Origin of the sequence: Periweissella fabalis, from assembly GCF_012396505.1 — a bacterium.
Taxonomy (GTDB): Bacteria; Bacillota; Bacilli; order Lactobacillales; family Lactobacillaceae; genus Periweissella; species Periweissella fabalis.
This window is the reverse complement of sequence record NZ_JAAXPN010000003.1, coordinates 39,300-57,779: the sequence shown is the minus strand read 5'-3', so window position 1 is coordinate 57,779 and position 18,480 is coordinate 39,300. Positions and strand designations below refer to the sequence as shown.

Here is an 18,480-nt window from a genome sequence, read left to right as displayed (position 1 = left end):
TAACCGTCCTATTCTTCGATGTATTCGTCGTCAATCATTGAATATAGTTTCTTTTCGATTGTCTTGGCGGGTAAGCCAGCCTGGATTGACAAAATTCCTTCGAGAATAACCTCAAGTGCTTGTAATTCAGCTTTTGAAGCTTGTTTAAGGCGCGTGGAAAAAGGAATGAAGAGCACGTAACCAAAGAAAATTCCATAAAGAGTTGCGACAAAGGCAGCCGAAATACTATGACCCAAAGCATTGATATCGTTTAGATGACCTAAAGCTCCAATTAAACCAATAACAGCTCCTAAAACTCCTAAGGTTGGCGAAGTTGTACCTGCTGTTTTAAAAATATCAGCACCACGAGTATGCCGTTCTTCAATGGCATCAATTTCATTTTCTAAAATTTCTTTGACTTGATCGGCTGCAACACCGTCGATAACCATTTGTAAACCACGAACTAAAAAAGGATTATTATCTTCAGTTAAAACTGATTCTAATGCTAGTAAACCGTTTCGACGAGCAGTATTAGATAACTCAACGATTTCAGCAATTGTATCAGGGATGTTTTGCTCGCGTTTTTTAAACAAGATACGTACGATTCCTGGGATACGTTTTACGTCATTACTTGAAAAAGTATTGAGCAAAGTAGCAATAATACCGACAAAAATGATTGTCGCCGCTGCGGGATTGAGTAACGTAGCAATATTAGCACCTTTTAGAATCATCCCAACAATTACTGACGCAAAACCCAGAATAATTCCTAAAATTAGTGAAATTTGCATTTATTAGACCTCCAAAAAATTTTTTTAAATACTGAATAAAGTATCGGTATTAAAATTGTAAAGTTTAATGATTTTTATTAATATCGTAAATTTGCCCCTAGAAATAATATAAATTTTAAGTTATAGTTAAAAACATTGAAAAATATGTACAAAAAAATTTAGTTAAATCATACTTTGTTTAATCACCAATAAATAAACTTTATATATTTCAGAGAAATTTATTGTTTATAAATATAAAAATATTACAAAATGAGGACTCATAATGGAAATCGATAATTTATTGAAGACGGCCTTATCAGTTTCAAATACGCGAGCACAAACAATTTCGTCAAATATTGCTAATTTAAATACCCCTGACTATAAGGCAAAACGGGTTGAATTTGAAAATTTATTACAACAAGCTACTGGGCCAACTAAAATGGTAACTGATAATCCACGACATATTGGTGCTTTAAATAATATCCAGCCACAAGTTGTTACAGAAACAGGTACTCAAGTTCGTGCCAACGGAAACAATGTTGACTTGGATACGGAAATGGTTGATCAAGCTCAGAACGGTATTTATTACAACATGTTAGTTGGTCAATTAAATGGTCGCTACCAAATGATGAGTTATATTGTGAATCACTAAATTATTTAAGGGGATTTCAGATGAGTTTTTTTAATGGATTAAATATCAATGCGAGTGGTTTAGCACTTAATCGTTTACAGATGGATGTTAGTTCAACAAATATTGCTAATGTTAATACTAATACCACCCCGGAAGGTGGGCCTTATAAAGCTAAAAGTGTGGCATTCAGTGAGAATTTAATGGCTAGTCAAGCAAATTTAAATGATCCTAGTAGTGCATTTAATTCACCAAGTTATGGTGTTAAAGTGACAGGAATTACTGCAAATCAAAACATTAAACGTACATACGATCCAACTAATCCCAATGCGGATGCTAATGGATATGTGGCACAATCTAATGTAAATTTGGCCGATGAAATGGTTAAGATGATTCAAGCCCAACGTTCATATGAAGCGAATGTTTCGGCAACTGAAATGAATAAATCAATTTTACAAAAGGCGTTACAAATTTCATTGAATGGCTAAAATTTAGGAGAAAATAAATGGATTCAATCAATAGTATGTTATCGAATGTACAAAATTACCAAGGTTTACTTGCGAAGCAAACAGGTTTAGAAAATTCGGATTTTGCAACAGCCCACAGTGCTAATTTCAGCCAGTTACTTAGTAATGCGATTAATGGTCTCAACAATAATGTAAACGCCATGGAGCAAGGGACAGCTGGTTTAATTTCAGGAACTAATAATGACCTAGGGAAAACGATGGTGCAAATGACAGAAGCACAACTCTCAGTTCAAACCGCGGTACAAGTACGAAATAAAGTGCTTGATGCCTACAATGATATTAAAAATATGCAATTCTAGGAACCGTGTGAAAGGGATGTAAGTAAGTGGATCAAGTTAATAATAGATTTGAAAATATTAAGGATAAATGGTTATCACTCAGTCGACCAATGAAGATTGGAATTGTCAGTGGGTTGCTTAGTTTAATTGCAATCGGTGTGATTAGTTTCACATTATTAACTCGTGTCCAATATGGTGTTTTGTTCGCTAATGTGAGTCAAGGTGACGCAGGTAATATCACCGCAACATTAAAATCACAAAATGTTCCATATAAATTAGTTGATGGTGGAACAACTATTATGATTCCTGATGATAAAGTTGATCAAACGCGTATTGATTTGGCAATGGCTAATAAGTTGCCAAATAGTACTAGTGGTTTTGAATTATTTGATAAAACAAATATGATGACAACGGATCAGGACCGTAAAATTATGTACCAACGTGCATTGACTGGTGAATTGGAACGCTCAATTAGTTCTTTAAATGAAGTGCAATCAGCACGTGTAATCTTGGTAACACCTAGTCAAAGTGTTTTTGATGATAGTACGGATAAAAAAGCCTCTGCTTCAGTTATTTTGACTTTGAAAGGTAATACAATTTCAAATTCAGCCGTGCAAGGGATTGTTGCTTTAACTTCTGCTTCAGTTGAAAACTTAAACCCAGACAACGTTAAAGTTGTGGATAGTAATGGTAACGTTTTAGCTGATGGTAGTAACGATGATGACAACTCACTTACTGGTGGTAATAGTAAAGTCTTGCAAATGAAGCAACAATATGAAAATCAATTGACGCAAAAATTAAATGCTTTACTTGCACCTATTTATGGAGCAGGTAAGTATCAAGTAGCCATTAATGTTGATTTAGACTTTAATTCCGTTGAACGTAACACAGTTAAGTACACTAATCCAAATATTCGTAGTGAAAATTTACAAATTGCGGGTAATAATGCTAATAATCAGCAAACAAGTGGTCAACCAGATAATGCCGCTAATGTTGCAGGTGCTAAAAAAGATCAAGATGGGACGTTTAACCGCACGATTAATAATGAACTTGATACGGATACGACAAAGATTATCAATGCCCCAGGTTCAGTACAACGCATCACAGCTTCCGTTGCATTAAATGGGAATGCTGGTAACGCGATAAGTTCGGATCAAGTTCAAACAATGGTTGCTAATGCAATTGGTTTAAATCCCAAACGTGGTGATACAGTTAACATTCAAGATATAGCTTTTGCCAAAACAAAAACTAATGCGACTAGTTCTACTGCGCCAACTAAAAAAGATAATAATTTATGGATCTACTTAGCTGTTGCTGCAGGAATTATCACGCTCGGATTAGCAACATTCTTTATTATTCGCAGCCGGCGCCGACGGGCTGAAGAAGATGAATATGAAGAATATGAAGATGAGATTGAAGAGGTTGTTGAAGCACCTAAGAGTGCTCCGGTTGAACTTGACGAGAATGCCGAATCAGTTGTTGAAAGCAAAACTAATCAAGCAAAAGAATTTGCTACTAAGAATCCCGATATTGTCGCTGATTTAGTTAAGACATGGGTTCGTGAAGATAAATAAAACACTAGGAGTTAAGAGTGCATGAATCAGACTGAAGGCGTAAAAAAAGCCGCGGTTCTGCTAATTTCTTTAGGTTCAGAAGTTTCAGCACAAGTTATGAAACAACTACCGGATGATTACATTCAGAAAATTAGTTATGAAATCGCTAATACTGATTACGTTAAGCCAGAACGACGAGATCAAGTTTTAGATGAATTTATTAATACGGCTAATGGGCGCCAATATATTTTAGATGGTGGTTATGATTACGCCAAAAGCGTTTTGAACCAAGGATTAGGGCCACAGAAAGCAAAAGAAATTTTAGATGTTTTAAAGCAATTACAGATGCGTGAACGACCATTTGATATTGCTCGAACAGCTGATTTACAACAGCTAATCAATGTTTTAATTGATGAACACCCCCAAGTAATTGCATTAGTTTTGTGCTATATGCAACCTGAAAAAGGGGCCGCTTTATTGGCACAATTACCTCGTGAGCTACAAGTTGACGTTGCTGAGCGCGTGGGGATGATTACTACTACTTCACCGGAAGTTATTAAGCGTATTGAAAAGTCACTCGAAGCTCAATTATCAAACTTCGAAGTGGCTGATACTGAAAACGTTGGTGGTGTATCTGTCTTAGTTGGTATTTTAAATGCCGCTAGTCGGAGTACTGAAAAGAATATCTTGGGTGATTTGGAAGAACGGCAGCCAGACTTGGCAACTGAAATTAAAACGAGTCTCTTTACCTTTGATGATATTACTTCATTATCAGATATGGATGTCCAAAAAGTACTTCGTGCTATTGATAATGAAACCCTTAAGTTGGCCTTGAAAGGTGCAACAGCTGATATTAAAGAATTTATTTTCAAAAACTTATCACAACGTGCGGCTGATACTATTCAAGAAGAACTTGAATTTATGGGACCAACGCGCTTAGCCACAATTGAAGAAGCACAGCAAAAAGTGGTTGCTGAAATTCGTCGTTTAGATGATCAAGGTGAAATTTATATTGAACGAGGAAATACGGATGGAATTGTCAAATAATGTTTGGAAGCAAGCAAAAGTGATTGATAATAATGCCCCCAAACCAATAATAACTGAAAGTCTAATTGAGTTAGTAGTTGAATCAGATGATCAAACAGTTCAAGCAATTAATGCGGCTAATCAAGAGTTACGTCAACAAATTATGACAAAAGCTCAAGAAGCAGCTGAAGCCTTAAAATCACAGGCATTTACTGAAGGTCAAGCCGCTGGATATGAGGATGGTTATCAGGAAGGAAAGCTAGCTGGTGACCAAATGGCACAACAAATTAGCTTCGAGGCTGAACAAAATTATGCGGCTGCTCAAGCTGAAATTGCTACGTATTTACGTGATAAAGAGGCTGAAATAGTTGCTTTTGCGGTTGAAATGGCTGGTGAAATTGTAAAAAAACAAATTACACTAGATGAAACGACGATTGGAACAATTCTTGCCCCGATATTGATGAATTTAGCTCAGCCTGATCAATTAGTAACGGTAACAGCAAATCCAGTACATCATGATATTTTAGCAGCTAAATTAGATGACAAAAAAATGAAATTCCTAATTTTCACTATTTAATTATCGATAATATGCAATTTGAATTAACGGATTTAAAGGTTGAAACTAGTGACACCCTAGTAGTTTTTGATTTAGAAACTGAATTAAAAAACTTACTAAAGCAATTACAAAAGGTTGGATAAATAATGACATTTGCATTAACGACAGCTAAATATTTAAACGTTGTTAAGCAACAACCATTTACACAAACTTTTGGTAAAGTCAGCGAAGTTGTTGGTTTGGTAATTAAGGTTGTTGGTTTGGCAAGCTTTGTTGGTGAAATTTGTGAAGTCCATTTAACTAGTAACAATAAAATAGCTTTAACTGAAGTTGTTGGATTTGTTAAAAATACAGTATTATTGATGCCACTCGATGATCTTGAAGGGATTAGTCCAGGGTGTTTAGTTGTACCAACAGGGCGAGCATTGACGATTAAAGTTAATCCAGCTTTATTAGGACATACATTAGATGGCCTTGGACGCCCAATGGATGATCTAGAAATTACAGATGATTTTACTGAATATTCAGTAATGCGAGATGCACCCGACCCATTTAAACGGCCGCCAATTAGAGAAACATTACCGACCGGAGTACGAGCCATTGATGGTGTGTTAACTGTTGGTAATGGCCAACGGATGGGAATCTTTGCCGGAAGTGGGGTTGGTAAAAGTACCTTGCTTGGAATGATGGCTAAATATGCTGAAGCTGATGTCATTGTGATTGGTTTAATCGGTGAGCGGGGGCGGGAAGTTCGCGAGTTCATTGAAAAAGATCTTGGTCCAGAAGGGTATAAAAAAGCAGTTGTTGTTTGCGCAACATCTGACATGCCACCATTGGTCCGGTTAAAAGGAGCCTACGTCGCTACCGCAATTGCTGAATATTTCCGTGATCAAGGAAAAAAAGTCGTCTTGATGATGGATTCGGTGACTCGGTTTGCGATGGCTCAACGTGAAATTGGTCTTTCAACTGGTGAGCCACCAACTACGCGGGGTTACACGCCATCAGTTTTTGCGATGCTACCTAAATTATTAGAACGCAGTGGTCCAGCTGAACATGGATCAATTACGGCATTCTATACAGTCTTGGTAGAAGGGGATGATATGAATGAACCAATTGCTGATGCGGTTCGTGGGATTTTAGATGGTCATATTATTTTATCTCGAAAAATTGCAGGTCAAAATCATTACCCAGCAATTGACGTGCAAAGTAGCTTGAGTCGATTGATGAAAAGTTTGGTTTCACCAGAACATGCAACTGCTGCTAATAAGTTACGCCAAAGTATGGCAACCTATAACGAAACCAAGGACCTAATCGAGATAGGTGCATATCAAATTGGCACTAATCAGAATGTTGACCAAGCAATTAATTTACATCAACCAATTAATCAAATTTTAACGCAGTCAGTTGATGAACATGCTTTATTTGATAATACCGTTAATCAATTAAAGCAATTATTTCAACAACCAACGATGATGTAGATAGGTTTTAAATGATGCAGAAATTTAAATTTGAGTTAGCAAGCTTACTCGAGTTTCGCCAACAAGAAGAACAAAATGCTAAACAAGCATACGCCTTAGCCCAACAAGCTGTTATACAAGCTGACAGGGCAACAACTGAATTGCTAAATGAAAAACATGCAATCTTTGAGTATGCATCTAAATCAGTTGAACTACTACAAGCTCAACGACGATATTTAATTGATATTGAAAATCAATTAACCACTTTAGGGTTACAGAAAAGGCAACGTGAATTAGCAGTTAAAGAAGCTCAACAAGTGTTAAGAAATACCCAACAGGCCCGCCAAGTTATTGAAAAACTATATGCCAAGAAATTTGCTGAGTATCAAGCTGAAGTTAAGCGGACAGAACAAATTTTTCTTGATGAAGTTGGCACCCAAAACTATTTGCGTCGCCAAGTTGGGAGCTATTAAAAGCTAGGAAAGGAGTACGAAATGAATCAGATAACACCGCCAATACCAAATAAGACTAGTTCGCTTACTAAAAATGGTAAAACAACTACTAATGCTAGTGACGATAACCAAGCATTAGCTGCAATTTTTGCTAGTTTACTTACACCAACGACACAAGTAGTTCCTGATCAAAAGCCAAGGTTATCTGAGAATATAACTAAGGAATCAAGCGATGATTTAGTACAGGTAATTGATCAGTCAAAACAAACCAATGTGTCACCAAATCAAGGTGATGAAAGCCTAAGTCAACCGGTGATACCAAGGCCCCAATTAGTACCGCCGCCAACACCGCCAACGATGGTGGTCACTAATAGTAATCCTAATTTGGTAAGTGTAAATATTTCCACTACATCAGGCTCAGAATTATCACCTACTGCTGAGCAAAGCAGTCAATTAACGGGCCTTACTAAGCAGCCAATAAGTGTGGAATTATCATCTGTAGCACCTGCTGTTGATACGACATTACTAAGTGATAATGTCAATTTAAATAAAGATTCAAAACAAATAAGCACTATTAATAATGTTATTGATACTAAAAATGTTACAAATTTAAATACAGATGTGATAAATAACTTTGAAGATAATAGTAACAAAGCATCTGGCGTTGAAAAGTCATTACAAATGTTATCAAAATCATCTAATGAACTTAAACCGGTAACAGCGGCCCAAGAAGCACTTGATTCGACTGCCACGCAAGATAAGGATGCATCGAAAGTATCAGCTAATACAACTGCGCAACTGCCAAGTCAAGTTACGGAAGTACCATCTGTAAGTACCGAAAATATGGTACCAAATCAAGGTTCAACGATTACAAATACGCCAGTGATAACAACGGTTAAGATTGAAAGTCAGCCGCTGATGCCAACGAATCAAATTAATAATATGGCGCAAGTTATCACACAACAAGTTAAGACAATGGGCTCAGGTGATACCAAAGTGGTCGTTTTCCGCCTTGAACCAGCGGGGTTGGGACCAATTAACGTTAATTTACAAATTAATCAACAGCAAGTTTCCGTTGAATTTAAAATGGAACAAAGCCAAACGCACCAAATGTTAGCAGCGGCTATGCCCAAGTTACAAGAGATTTTAAAAGCGACGACGGATACGCCAATGCAAATTAATAATCCAGCTCCAACACCAGTGGTGACCAATGTTAGTGCACCAACCAATCATACGCTGAGTGATATGAATCAACAGATGATGTTTAACCAGCAAGGCCAACACGGTCATGGTCAACCATTTGCAGGTGATAAACGTAAAGCCTATCAAGGACCGCAAGAAGTTGTGGTTGAACCAGTTGAAACCCAACCCGAAGCTGATGCGACGGTTAGTATTTTAGTTTAAGGAGGAAGTCTGATGGATATAGCAAACAATGCGAATGCTCTGAATACCGTTTTACCGGGCTCAGTTAAAATTAGCAACAATAATGATAACGGTACAGGAATTTCGATGGATCAGTTCCTAAAAATTATGGCCGCAACGATGAGTAATCCATCAATGGATGGTGGCTCAGGGGGCGGTGGTGCAGGAAACACTGATTATCTATCACAGTTAGCCCAATTTAGTGAATTACAAAAAATGAACGAATTAGGCCAAAACTTACAGGCCACGGTGATGATGTCCCAACAACAACAAGCCTTTGGTTTGATGGGCCAAAACGTGGTGGTCAGTGATATTGATCCTAGTACCAAAAAACCGATTGCCATTAGTGGACCTGTTGATCGGGTTCAGTTCAACAATGGTTATGCAATGATTCAAGTAAAAGGTAAATATTATGACCTAAGTGCTTTAAATGAAGTCGATGGTAAATTAGGTCCTGATACAACGAATCCTATCGTCCCAACTCCAGCCCCAACTGATTCATCGGCCCCAACTAATTAAAAATATAGCAACTTATTAATTTACTGAGACGCCTTAGTGGCGCATTACGGAGGAAAAGTAAAATGTTACGTTCATTATATTCAGGTGTTAGTGGAATGAAGAATTTGCAAAACGAACTCGACGTCGTTGCAAATAATATCGCCAACGTTAACACTATTGGTTTCAAATCTAGTCGAGTTAATTTCCAAGATATTATGAGTCAAAATATGCGCCCGGCCGCAGCTGGTAATAATGCAGCTGGTGGTCTTGGTGGAACCAATCCAATGCAAATTGGGTTGGGGGTAACGACAGCATCAATTGATACGATGATGGGTAACGGAGCCCAACAAACAACTGGGAATGGGCTTGATGTATATCTTGATGGTCCAGGATTCTTAGTTATGCAAGATACTAGTGGTAGTCAAATGTATACTCGTGCCGGGGCTTTACAAGTTGATGCTAATGGTTACTTGGTTAATAACAGTGGTGTTAAAGTGATGGGAGCAGCTAATGCAACTGTTACCGATACTTCAACTGCCCCAGCTTTAGGTGCAACATTAACATCAATTAAAATTCCCGCTACGGCAACGATTAAAGGGGCCACAGTGAATGCTACTGGAACGCCAGAAATTGGGGCTGATGGGGTAATTACGCAATCGTATGGTGGTACTAAAATTGCTGTTGGTCGGATTGCAATTGCTAACTTTACGAACCCGAATGGTTTGGCCAAAGCTGGGGGTACCAACTTTACGGCTAGTCCTAACTCTGGTGATCCGGTAATTAGTAATGCCGCAGCTAGTGGGGTTGCCGTCGTTCGGAGTGGGGCACTTGAAATGTCAAACGTCGACCTTTCAACTGAATTTACGAACATGATTGTTGCCAGTCGTGCCTACCAAGCTAATGCTAAATCAATTACTACTTCCGATGAAATTCTCCAAACTTTGATTAGCTTGAAGCAATAAGCGTGAGGAGATGATTAATGATTCAATTAACATCATTAGTTGGTAAACAGTTTTACTTAAATTTTAATTTAATTGAACAAATGGCAGAAACGCCGGATACGGTCCTTACCTTAACGGACGGTAAAACTTTTGTCGTGCAAGAATCAGCGGCACAAGTTGTGCAATTAATTATTGAATTTCAGCACCAGGTACAACAAAAATTACAAGGATAGGGAAGCATGGCAAAAGCAAAAGAAGAGAATGTAAGTCGCAAACGCTCACCATTAATTTGGATTGTTGTTATTTTATTAGTGATTATTGGGAGTGCTGGTGGGGCTTTTGCAATCAATAAGTATATGGACAAAGCGCCAAAATCAGCCTTGTCACAAAGCGAGTCTCAAGCTTTAGCAAGTAAAGTCGTAATGATGCCATTATCAACATTCACTATTAATCTTGCTAAAACTCAAGATGACAATACACCACACTATATCAAAATTAGTTTGACAGTATCAGTACCAGATGACAAAGCCAAGGCAGCATTACAAGGTAAGCTACCTATCATTCGCGATAGTGTTATTAGTGTATTAAGTCAAAAAAATCAAAACGATATTATATCAAGCAATAATGATTTGCAAACATTAAAGAATCAATTGAAGAACAAAATTAATAGTACTGTTGGCTTACCAGCAATTTTGGATGTCTACATTACAGATATGGTCTTGCAATAAACGAGGAAAAAACAAATGACAGTATGGTCGATTATTCAAACAATTGTAATGCTTTTAGTGGTGATTTATTTAATTAATATCACGCTTAAATTACTTGCCAAACATAGCACGCAAAAGGATGCGGCAATTCAAATTATTCAAAAGATTGCGGTAACTAAAACGTCTGCATTGGCAATTGTTAAAATTGTCGATCAATACTATGTCATGAGTTTAGCCGAACAGCAAAATCAAATTGTGCGTGAATTAACTCCAGCCGAGCAAGATAAGGTGGTAGCTGAGATTGCTACGCGCCAAGCTAATGCTGCTAAGCCACAGCAAGTAAGTGCTGAATTCACCAAAATATTATTGCAAAAACTAGGTAAGGGAAAGTAAATGAAAAAGCAAAATTTAGCAATTGTTTTAATGTTAGCAAGTGCCATATGCATATTAGTTAGTTTACCAAGCCCAGTATATGCAATTGATATTAACCAAGTGACGACCACGAGTAACAATATTTTCAAAAATATTGGTGGTGGTGCTAATCAGTATATCAATACCTTTTTATTGATGACATTGTTGTCGGTTATTCCTATGATTTTAATTATGATGACGTCTTTTACACGCATCATCATGGTGTTGTCATTTGTCCGTAGCGCCCTAGGAACACAGCAAAATCCGCCTAACCAAGTATTAATTGGCTTGGCATTATTTTTAACTTTCTTTACGATGAAACCGGTCTTTACGGATGTCTACAATGATGCCATCGTTCCATATAATCAACATCACATTAGCCAACAGCAATTGCTTGATCGGACAGAAAACCGGTTTAAGAAATTCATGTATAAACAAACTAGTCAAAAGGATTTGGATTTATTTTTACATGCTGATGAAAATAATTTAGGTTCAAGTAAGTCAGTACCTAAGAATTCAGACAAAATAGATTTATCAATAATAGTACCAGCTTTCATTATTAGTGAAATGAAAACAGCCTTTAGTATTGGTTTCTTGATTTTCTTACCGTTTATGATTATTGATATGGTTGTCTCCAGTGTATTGATGTCGATGGGAATGGTAATGCTGTCGCCAATGGTGATTTCATTGCCATTTAAATTACTATTATTTGTACTCGTTAATGGTTGGTATTTATTAGTGCAGTCATTAATTCAAGGATTTCAATAAGGTGGAACATCGATGTCAGTAGGAACAGTTTTAGAAGTAATTCGCGATGCATTTATTCGGATTTTATTAGTTGCTAGCCCGGCACTTGGAGTGGCATTAGTTGTAGGGGTGCTTATTAGTATTTTTCAAGCCGTGACTCAAATTCAAGAACAAACTCTAAGTTTTGTACCCAAGTTAGTGGCAATCTTAGTGGCGATGATTGTTTGTGGGAATTTTATGTTGACGATGTTATTGGAATTTACCAAGTCAATCTTTAGAATGATTGCCAAAATGTGAGGTCGTAATGGCACAAGTGCAAGAAGGATTATTGATTTTATGCCGGATTGCGGCATTTATTGCCATTAGTCCGGTATTTTCAGAGAAAAATTTTCCCCAAACAGCTAAAGTCGGCTTAAGTGGTGCACTAACCATTATGGCATGGCCAGCAGTTACACATTTTACAGGGACGCAATCATATGTCATTTTTGCGTTACTAGTAATTAAAGAAGTTATTTTTGGGATGTCGATGGGATATATTACTAAGCTAATTTTTAGTGCCGTGATGTTAGCCGGAAGTGTGATTGATTTTCAAATCGGTTTTTCAGCTGCCCAATTATATGATCCATCTTTTGAATCATCAATGTCGCAATATGGACGTGTTTATTACTGGTTAGCTTTGTGTGCATTTTTTATTAGTGGACTGCATCGCTTGTTAATTAAAGGGATTCTCTTATCTTTTAGTGTGGTGCCCTTAGGTGGTATTAATTACACTGGTGCAACAATTGATGGAATTGTTCAGACTTTTGCTACTTCATTTGCCATGGGAGTCAGTCTGGCGGCCCCATTAGTTGTAGCATTAATCACGATTGATATTACATTAGGATTTGTCTCACGGACAGTACCACAACTTAATGTTTTGATGATGAGTTTACCAGTTAAACAAGCATTAGGATTTTTAATTACGATTATTTTATTACCAAACATTTTAAGTATGTTAATGCACGATATTCCTAATTCAGTTCAAACAATGTGGGAGTTTATTAAATCAGTGAGGTAGCTAATGGCAGAAGATAAAGCAAATAAAACCGAAAAGCCCTCCGCTAAAAGATTACGCGATGCACGTAAACGTGGTCAGATTGCTAAAAGTCAAGACTTAGTAATTGCATTATCATTACTAGGCTTTGCTTTAGTACTTGAACCAATGTGGCGAAATGTTGGTGGTAGCTTGGTTAATTATTTAACTGCTAGCTTTCAACATGTTTATCAGACTAAATTAGCTTTTGATACGTTACCACGCATTGGGACACAATCAATTATGATGTTATTTATCTTAGCCGGTCCATTTATGTTGTTGGCTGTCATTATTGGATTGGTAGGCAATTTATTACAGACGGGAATCTTATTTACCGCCCAGCCACTTAAACCAGATTTTAAAAAGATTAACCCGATTACAGGTATCAAGAACTTCTACAGTATTACAACGGTAGTTAACTTGGGGAAAACACTATTTAAATTTGTAATCGTGAGCTTCATTGCGTATGGTGCTTATCAACAAGCGATTCCTCAGATTGTTAATTTAGCTGCTGTTGGCCCTCAAGATGTTTTTCAATTTGTGTTAACTTTTGCCCATGACATTGCTTTGAAAGTTGCCATTTTCTTATTATTTTTGGCTTTAATTGATTATGTTTTTCAGCGTTATAGCTTTATGAAAAAACTACGCATGTCAAAGCAAGAAGTTAAGGACGAATATAAACAAAACGAAGGTGATCCCAAGATTAAAGCACAACGGCGGGCCCAATATCAACGAATGTTATATAACTCAGTTGCTAAAGTTAAAGAAGCAACTGTTGTCATTACTAATCCGACCCACTTTGCAATCGCAATTAAATACGATAGCAAGGTTGGTGTGCCAGTAGTTCTGGCCAAAGGCGCTGATGAAGTTGCCCAAAAGATGAAAGCCGAAGCCAAACGGCTTGATATTCCAATGATTGAAAACCGTCCCGTTGCGCGAGCACTATTTAAAGCCGTTGAACCAGGTGAATTTATTCCCGCAGAATTATTTGAAGCCGTTGCGGGAATTATTGCCGTTGTGTACAAGTTAGAAGCCGATAAAATCGGTAAGATTTAAGAAATACAAGAGGATTGACAGGATGCAAAAAGCCGCTAAAAAAAGTTCCAAAATAAAATCAGCTGACATATTAATTGCCTGCCTTGTGTTAGGGATTATGGGCTTAATCATCGTTCCATTGCCACCATTTTTACTTGATTTCTTAATCGTTATCAATTTGACTGTAGCGATGAATATCTTACTGATTACATTATTTACTAAATCAGTATTAGAATTTACAACTTTTCCAACATTATTGTTGATTACTACCATGTTAAAGCTTGGATTAAACATGGCTTCAACACGATTAATTTTAACGAATGGTTCTGCAGGGAAGGTGATTGAAGCCTTTGCAGATGTTGTGGCCGGAAACAATTACTTAGTTGGGATTATCTTATTTGTAATTATTATGGTTGTCCAATTGGTTGTCGTAACGAATGGGGCGGGCCGAGTATCTGAAGTTTCAGCCCGTTTTACTTTGGATGCGATGCCTGGGAAGCAAATGTCAATTGACTCAGATTTAAATGCTGGTTTAATTGATCAAAAAACGGCCCAACGCCGGCGTAACGATTTACAGCGTGAAGCCAATTTCTTTGGAGCAATGGATGGGGCTAGTAAGTTTGTTAAAGGGGATGCCATTGCCAGTGTTTTAATCGTGGCAATTAATTTACTTGGTGGAGCTGCGATTTTTTCAATCGGTGGCAAGATGACAATTGTTGATGCCCTTAGTAACTTTGGTAAATTATCAATTGGGGATGGACTTGTTAGTGCGGTACCATCATTATTAATTTCGGTTGCAACCGGGATTATTGTAACTAGATCGGAAAATAATAAAAGCTTTGGTCTTGAAATTAAAGCTGATGGGCTACGTAACCCTAATTTATTTAAAATTATTGGGGTCATTTTAATCTTATTGGCATTAGTACCGCATTTTCCATTTTTACCATTCATGATTGTCGGGATTGCGCTAATTGCTGCTAGCTACTTTATCAAACAAAAAGAAGATCAACGTCAAATTGAGCTTAAACGAGAAGAACAAATTTTGGCTTTAGAACAGAAAAAGCAAGCTGAAGAGGAAGATGAATCAGTTGCTTCCTTCCAAGTTGAACCAATTGCAATTGAAATCGGTTATGGGTTGATCTCAATTGTTGATGATTCAGTTGAAAATAGCTTGATGAAGCGGATTGTTGGTATTCGAAAGCAAAGTGCGCGTGAGTTGGGAATTTTAGTTAGTCCAGTCCGAATTCGCGATAATTTGTATTTAGGTGCTAATGACTATTCAATTAAAATTCGTGGGAACGAAGTTGGTAAAGGTGATATTTATCTTGATAAATACATGATTATTAGCCAAGGTGATGATGAATTTCCGTTTGATGGAATTAAAACAAAAGAACCTGCATTTAATCTAGATGCAATCTGGATTGAAGCTAAAGATAAAGAAAATGCTGAACTACAAGGGTTTACAGTGATTGAACCTTTGACGGTGATCACAACGCATTTAAAAGAAATTATTTATAGCCATGCTCCCGAACTTCTTGGTCGTCAAGAAGTTAAAAAGTTGTTGGAAGGAATTAAGGATCAAAGTAATGTCGTTATTGACGAATTGATTCCTGATATTATGCGTTTGGGAGAAGTACAAAAAGTCTTGCAAAACTTACTTGATGAAAAAATTCCGATTAATGACTTAGCCACAATTTTGGAAACTTTAGCGGATTACGGCTTGGTGACTAAAGATGGTGAAATGTTGACTGAATACGTCCGCCAAGCATTAAAACGTACAATTGCAGCTAAGTATGTTGGTGAAAATGACAAGATTAATGTTGTTACTCTCCATCCACAGTTGGAAGAATTAATCGGTAATAGTATTCAGCAGACACCAACCGGATCTTATCCGGTCTTACCGCCTGAAACAGTTAATAAATTATTACAAGCAGTTGGCACAATTCAGCAAACGTTATTGGTCCAAGATTTAAGTTACGTTATTTTAACGTCACCCAAAACACGGTTGGCCTTACGGAAATTAATTGCATTTAACTTTGCTGATACCCCCATCTTGTCATTAAATGAAATTCCAAATGAAGTGGCAATTGAAGCCATCGCAACCCTTAGTCTCGATTAGCCATAAAAATAAGTTATAAGGAGCACTTTGTTATGTATGAAATCGATGTTGAAACAAAAATTTTAAGTTATCTACCGCTAGTACAACGAGTAGTTAATCGTTTGGCGCTCAAAAATTTTGATTACTCAAAAGATGACTTATTTAATATCGGTGTAATTGGGTTAATTGATGCGATTCATAAGTTTGATCCGACAAAAAAGGTTCCTTTTGAAGCTTATGCGACTTTTCGCATTAAAGGTTCAATTATTGATGAGGTTCGTAAACATGCCAAGATTTCAAGAAATCGAATGGCAATTTTAAATCAATTTTATGTCGTCAAACATGATTTAACTGTGGCATTGGAACGGGAACCAAGTGATGATGAGATTGCTCGTAAGATGCAGATTACTAATAGTCAACTTAGTGATATCTATGACAGTATGCATTTTTTAGCTAGTGTTTCATTAGATGCAACTTTATTTTCTGGTAATAATTCGGAAGGCTTTTCACTCAAAGAAGTCCTACCAGATACGACATTACAAAGTAGTGATGAGCGCTTAGAAGATGATGAACAACGACAAGTGTTGAAACAAAAAATTAAACTACTACCAGAGCGAGATCAAGTTATTTTGAACTTATATTATGTTGATAATTTGACGCTCAAAGAAATTGCAGTTGTCTTAGATGTTTCAATTGCACGTGTTTCACAGCTCCATGGCAAAATTATTGCTAAATTAAAAACTATGATTGAAGAGGAACTCGCATGATTCGGGCACTGGATACATTACAAAATAATTTTGATTTATTGTTGCAACGCCAAGCTAACTTAGCAAGTAATATTGCTAATGCTAATACGCCAGGATACATGGAACAAAACCTCTTTCAAACAACATTGCGCGAGGTGCGCTTACATAATTATCAAGGTGGAAAGTACATTAATACTTTTAATGATGCTGGTGGTTTTACTTTTGGAAATGAAATTAGTGGCAGTAGTTTAAATACTAATAAAGGAGCGATGAAGACAACGGGCTTGCAAACTGATTTTGCAATTCCAACAGCTGGCTTTTTTAATATTTTAATGCCTAACGGTCAAACCGCTTATACACGTAATGGTAACTTTCGCTTAAACGAGCAAAACCAATTGGTAACCCAAGATGGCTACAACGTTTTAGGCCAAAATGGGCAACCAATTGTTGGGACAGATAATCCTTCGTTTAGAATTACTAATTTTGCTAATGCGACACAATTAGCAAATATTGGCAACACATATTATACAAGCACTACGCCTGGAACCAATGTAAATACGCAAGTTCAAGCTGGTATGCTTGAACAAAGTAATGTTCAAATTGCCGATCAGATGACATCAATGATTCAAGTTTCACGTGAATATGAAGCTAATCAACGAGCATTATCGATGAATAATGCCACCCTTGATAAAGCAGTTAATCGAGTTGGATCACTTAATTAGTATGAGGAAAAAATAAATGAATATTGAAAGTCTATTACAAGTTAACAAAGCCGGTATGAATGGGAATCAAAATAATTTAGATATTATTGCCAATAATTTAGCCAATCTTACAACAACAGGATTTAAAGCTAAAAGTGGGACTTTTCAAGCATTAATTAATAATCAAGTTACCAATCAAGAAGTTCCATTAGCAGCTAACAGTACTCCAATTGCAATTAATACAGGGCTTAAAGTTGGAAGTAATATCGATAATTTTGGCCAAGGTGGCTTACAAACGACTAACCAGCCACTAGATTTTGCAATTCAAGGAAATGGTTTTTTCGGCGTCCGGGATGCTAACAATCAATTACTTTTAACACGGGTTGGTGATTTTAAGCGCGATGCTCAAGGTAGCTTAGTTAATGATAATGGTTTTCATGTTGCAACAACTGATCGCATACCACAAAATCAATGGCCACAAGGTAATCTGGCAGTAAATGCTACTGGTGCCATCAACATTCAGACCCCAGAAGGTAGTGTCAATGTTGGTCAATTAAATATCTATCAACCTCTGAGTTTGAGCGATTTGCAAGCTGCAGGTAATACTACTTACCAAGTACAAGCTGGTGGGGTGCAATTAATTAATGGTACTCCTGAAGCTGGTAATATCACACAAGGTGCTCTGGAAAACTCAAATGTTGATATGGCAAGCCAAATGGCGGATATGATTTCAACACAACGGGCATATCAATTAAACGCTAAAGCCCTTCAAGCAACTGATAATATCTTAAACGTTACAAATAATTTTAATCAATAACTTTAATTTATAACAAGTAATTCCGATAGGTATTATTGAAAGTTTAGCTAATTAGCAAGTAT

At 36.9% G+C, this 18,480-nt stretch carries 23 protein-coding genes; 22 read left to right on the top strand and 1 reads right to left on the bottom strand.

Annotation, left to right across the window (positions count from 1 at the left end):
• Positions 1-8: 8 nt before the first annotated feature.
• Complete coding sequence (locus HF964_RS04265) at positions 9-767, bottom strand: MotA/TolQ/ExbB proton channel family protein (protein WP_168721825.1); 759 nt, start codon at positions 765-767, stop codon at positions 9-11.
• Between the two features lie 262 nt (positions 768-1,029).
• Here HF964_RS04265 and flgB point away from each other — a divergent pair, with 262 nt between their 5' ends.
• The 22 genes from flgB (at position 1,030) to HF964_RS04155 (ending at position 18,418) form a co-directional block, all read left to right on the top strand.
• A complete protein-coding gene (gene flgB, locus HF964_RS04260) occupies positions 1,030-1,398 on the top strand; it encodes a flagellar basal body rod protein FlgB (RefSeq protein ID WP_168721824.1) in 369 nt (122 codons plus the stop codon).
• A gap of 20 nt (positions 1,399-1,418) precedes the next feature.
• Positions 1,419-1,862, top strand: coding sequence for a flagellar basal body rod protein FlgC (gene flgC, locus HF964_RS04255; protein ID WP_168721823.1), 444 nt, complete (start codon positions 1,419-1,421; stop codon positions 1,860-1,862).
• Positions 1,863-1,879: 17 nt separating this feature from the next.
• Complete coding sequence (gene fliE / locus HF964_RS04250; RefSeq protein ID WP_210726990.1) at positions 1,880-2,200, top strand: flagellar hook-basal body complex protein FliE; 321 nt, start codon at positions 1,880-1,882, stop codon at positions 2,198-2,200.
• Positions 2,201-2,226: 26 nt separating this feature from the next.
• Positions 2,227-3,753, top strand: a complete 1,527-nt coding sequence (gene fliF / locus HF964_RS04245; RefSeq protein ID WP_168721822.1) for a flagellar basal-body MS-ring/collar protein FliF — start codon at positions 2,227-2,229, stop codon at positions 3,751-3,753.
• Between the two features lie 21 nt (positions 3,754-3,774).
• Positions 3,775-4,779 carry a flagellar motor switch protein FliG gene (gene fliG / locus HF964_RS04240; RefSeq protein WP_168721821.1) on the top strand — a complete coding sequence of 335 codons (1,005 nt, stop codon included), beginning with the start codon at positions 3,775-3,777 and terminating at the stop codon, positions 4,777-4,779.
• Positions 4,763-5,335, top strand: a complete 573-nt coding sequence (locus HF964_RS04235; protein ID WP_168721820.1) for a FliH/SctL family protein — start codon at positions 4,763-4,765, stop codon at positions 5,333-5,335. The genes fliG and HF964_RS04235 overlap by 17 nt, the downstream gene beginning before the upstream one ends.
• A gap of 125 nt (positions 5,336-5,460) precedes the next feature.
• Complete coding sequence (gene fliI, locus HF964_RS04230; protein WP_168721819.1) at positions 5,461-6,792, top strand: flagellar protein export ATPase FliI; 1,332 nt, start codon at positions 5,461-5,463, stop codon at positions 6,790-6,792.
• 11 nt (positions 6,793-6,803) lie between these two features.
• Positions 6,804-7,244, top strand: coding sequence for a flagellar export protein FliJ (locus tag HF964_RS04225; RefSeq protein ID WP_168721818.1), 441 nt, complete (start codon positions 6,804-6,806; stop codon positions 7,242-7,244).
• Positions 7,245-7,265: 21 nt separating this feature from the next.
• On the top strand, positions 7,266-8,627 hold the full coding sequence (locus HF964_RS04220) for a flagellar hook-length control protein FliK (RefSeq protein ID WP_168721817.1): 1,362 nt from the start codon (positions 7,266-7,268) through the stop codon (positions 8,625-8,627).
• A gap of 12 nt (positions 8,628-8,639) precedes the next feature.
• Complete coding sequence (locus tag HF964_RS04215) at positions 8,640-9,164, top strand: flagellar hook assembly protein FlgD (protein ID WP_210726989.1); 525 nt, start codon at positions 8,640-8,642, stop codon at positions 9,162-9,164.
• 62 nt (positions 9,165-9,226) lie between these two features.
• Complete coding sequence (locus HF964_RS04210) at positions 9,227-10,105, top strand: flagellar hook-basal body complex protein (RefSeq protein WP_168721816.1); 879 nt, start codon at positions 9,227-9,229, stop codon at positions 10,103-10,105.
• A 17-nt stretch (positions 10,106-10,122) separates the two neighbouring features.
• A complete protein-coding gene (locus HF964_RS04205; protein ID WP_168721815.1) occupies positions 10,123-10,317 on the top strand; it encodes a flagellar FlbD family protein in 195 nt (64 codons plus the stop codon).
• Positions 10,318-10,323: 6 nt separating this feature from the next.
• Entirely contained in the window at positions 10,324-10,812 is a 489-nt protein-coding gene (locus HF964_RS04200) for a flagellar basal body-associated FliL family protein (protein WP_168721814.1), read from the top strand.
• Between the two features lie 15 nt (positions 10,813-10,827).
• Positions 10,828-11,184 (top strand): flagellar biosynthetic protein FliO, encoded by a 357-nt coding sequence (locus tag HF964_RS04195; RefSeq protein ID WP_168721813.1) that lies wholly within the window; start codon positions 10,828-10,830, stop codon positions 11,182-11,184.
• Positions 11,185-11,970 carry a flagellar type III secretion system pore protein FliP gene (fliP, locus tag HF964_RS04190; protein WP_168721812.1) on the top strand — a complete coding sequence of 262 codons (786 nt, stop codon included), beginning with the start codon at positions 11,185-11,187 and terminating at the stop codon, positions 11,968-11,970.
• Between the two features lie 12 nt (positions 11,971-11,982).
• A complete protein-coding gene (fliQ, locus tag HF964_RS04185) occupies positions 11,983-12,246 on the top strand; it encodes a flagellar biosynthesis protein FliQ (RefSeq protein WP_168721811.1) in 264 nt (87 codons plus the stop codon).
• Positions 12,247-12,253: 7 nt separating this feature from the next.
• Complete coding sequence (fliR, locus tag HF964_RS04180; RefSeq protein WP_168721810.1) at positions 12,254-13,006, top strand: flagellar biosynthetic protein FliR; 753 nt, start codon at positions 12,254-12,256, stop codon at positions 13,004-13,006.
• Positions 13,007-13,009: 3 nt separating this feature from the next.
• On the top strand, positions 13,010-14,077 hold the full coding sequence (gene flhB, locus HF964_RS04175) for a flagellar biosynthesis protein FlhB (RefSeq protein WP_168721809.1): 1,068 nt from the start codon (positions 13,010-13,012) through the stop codon (positions 14,075-14,077).
• A gap of 22 nt (positions 14,078-14,099) precedes the next feature.
• On the top strand, positions 14,100-16,175 hold the full coding sequence (flhA, locus tag HF964_RS04170) for a flagellar biosynthesis protein FlhA (RefSeq protein ID WP_168721808.1): 2,076 nt from the start codon (positions 14,100-14,102) through the stop codon (positions 16,173-16,175).
• Positions 16,176-16,207: 32 nt separating this feature from the next.
• Positions 16,208-16,921, top strand: coding sequence for a sigma-70 family RNA polymerase sigma factor (locus HF964_RS04165; protein ID WP_168721807.1), 714 nt, complete (start codon positions 16,208-16,210; stop codon positions 16,919-16,921).
• Positions 16,918-17,622, top strand: a complete 705-nt coding sequence (locus HF964_RS04160) for a flagellar hook-basal body protein (protein WP_168721806.1) — start codon at positions 16,918-16,920, stop codon at positions 17,620-17,622. Before HF964_RS04165 ends, HF964_RS04160 begins: the two co-directional genes overlap by 4 nt.
• Positions 17,623-17,638: 16 nt before the next feature.
• Positions 17,639-18,418: a flagellar hook-basal body protein gene (locus HF964_RS04155; protein ID WP_168721805.1), complete on the top strand. Its 780-nt coding sequence runs from the start codon at positions 17,639-17,641 to the stop codon at positions 18,416-18,418.
• Positions 18,419-18,480: the final 62 nt, after the last annotated feature.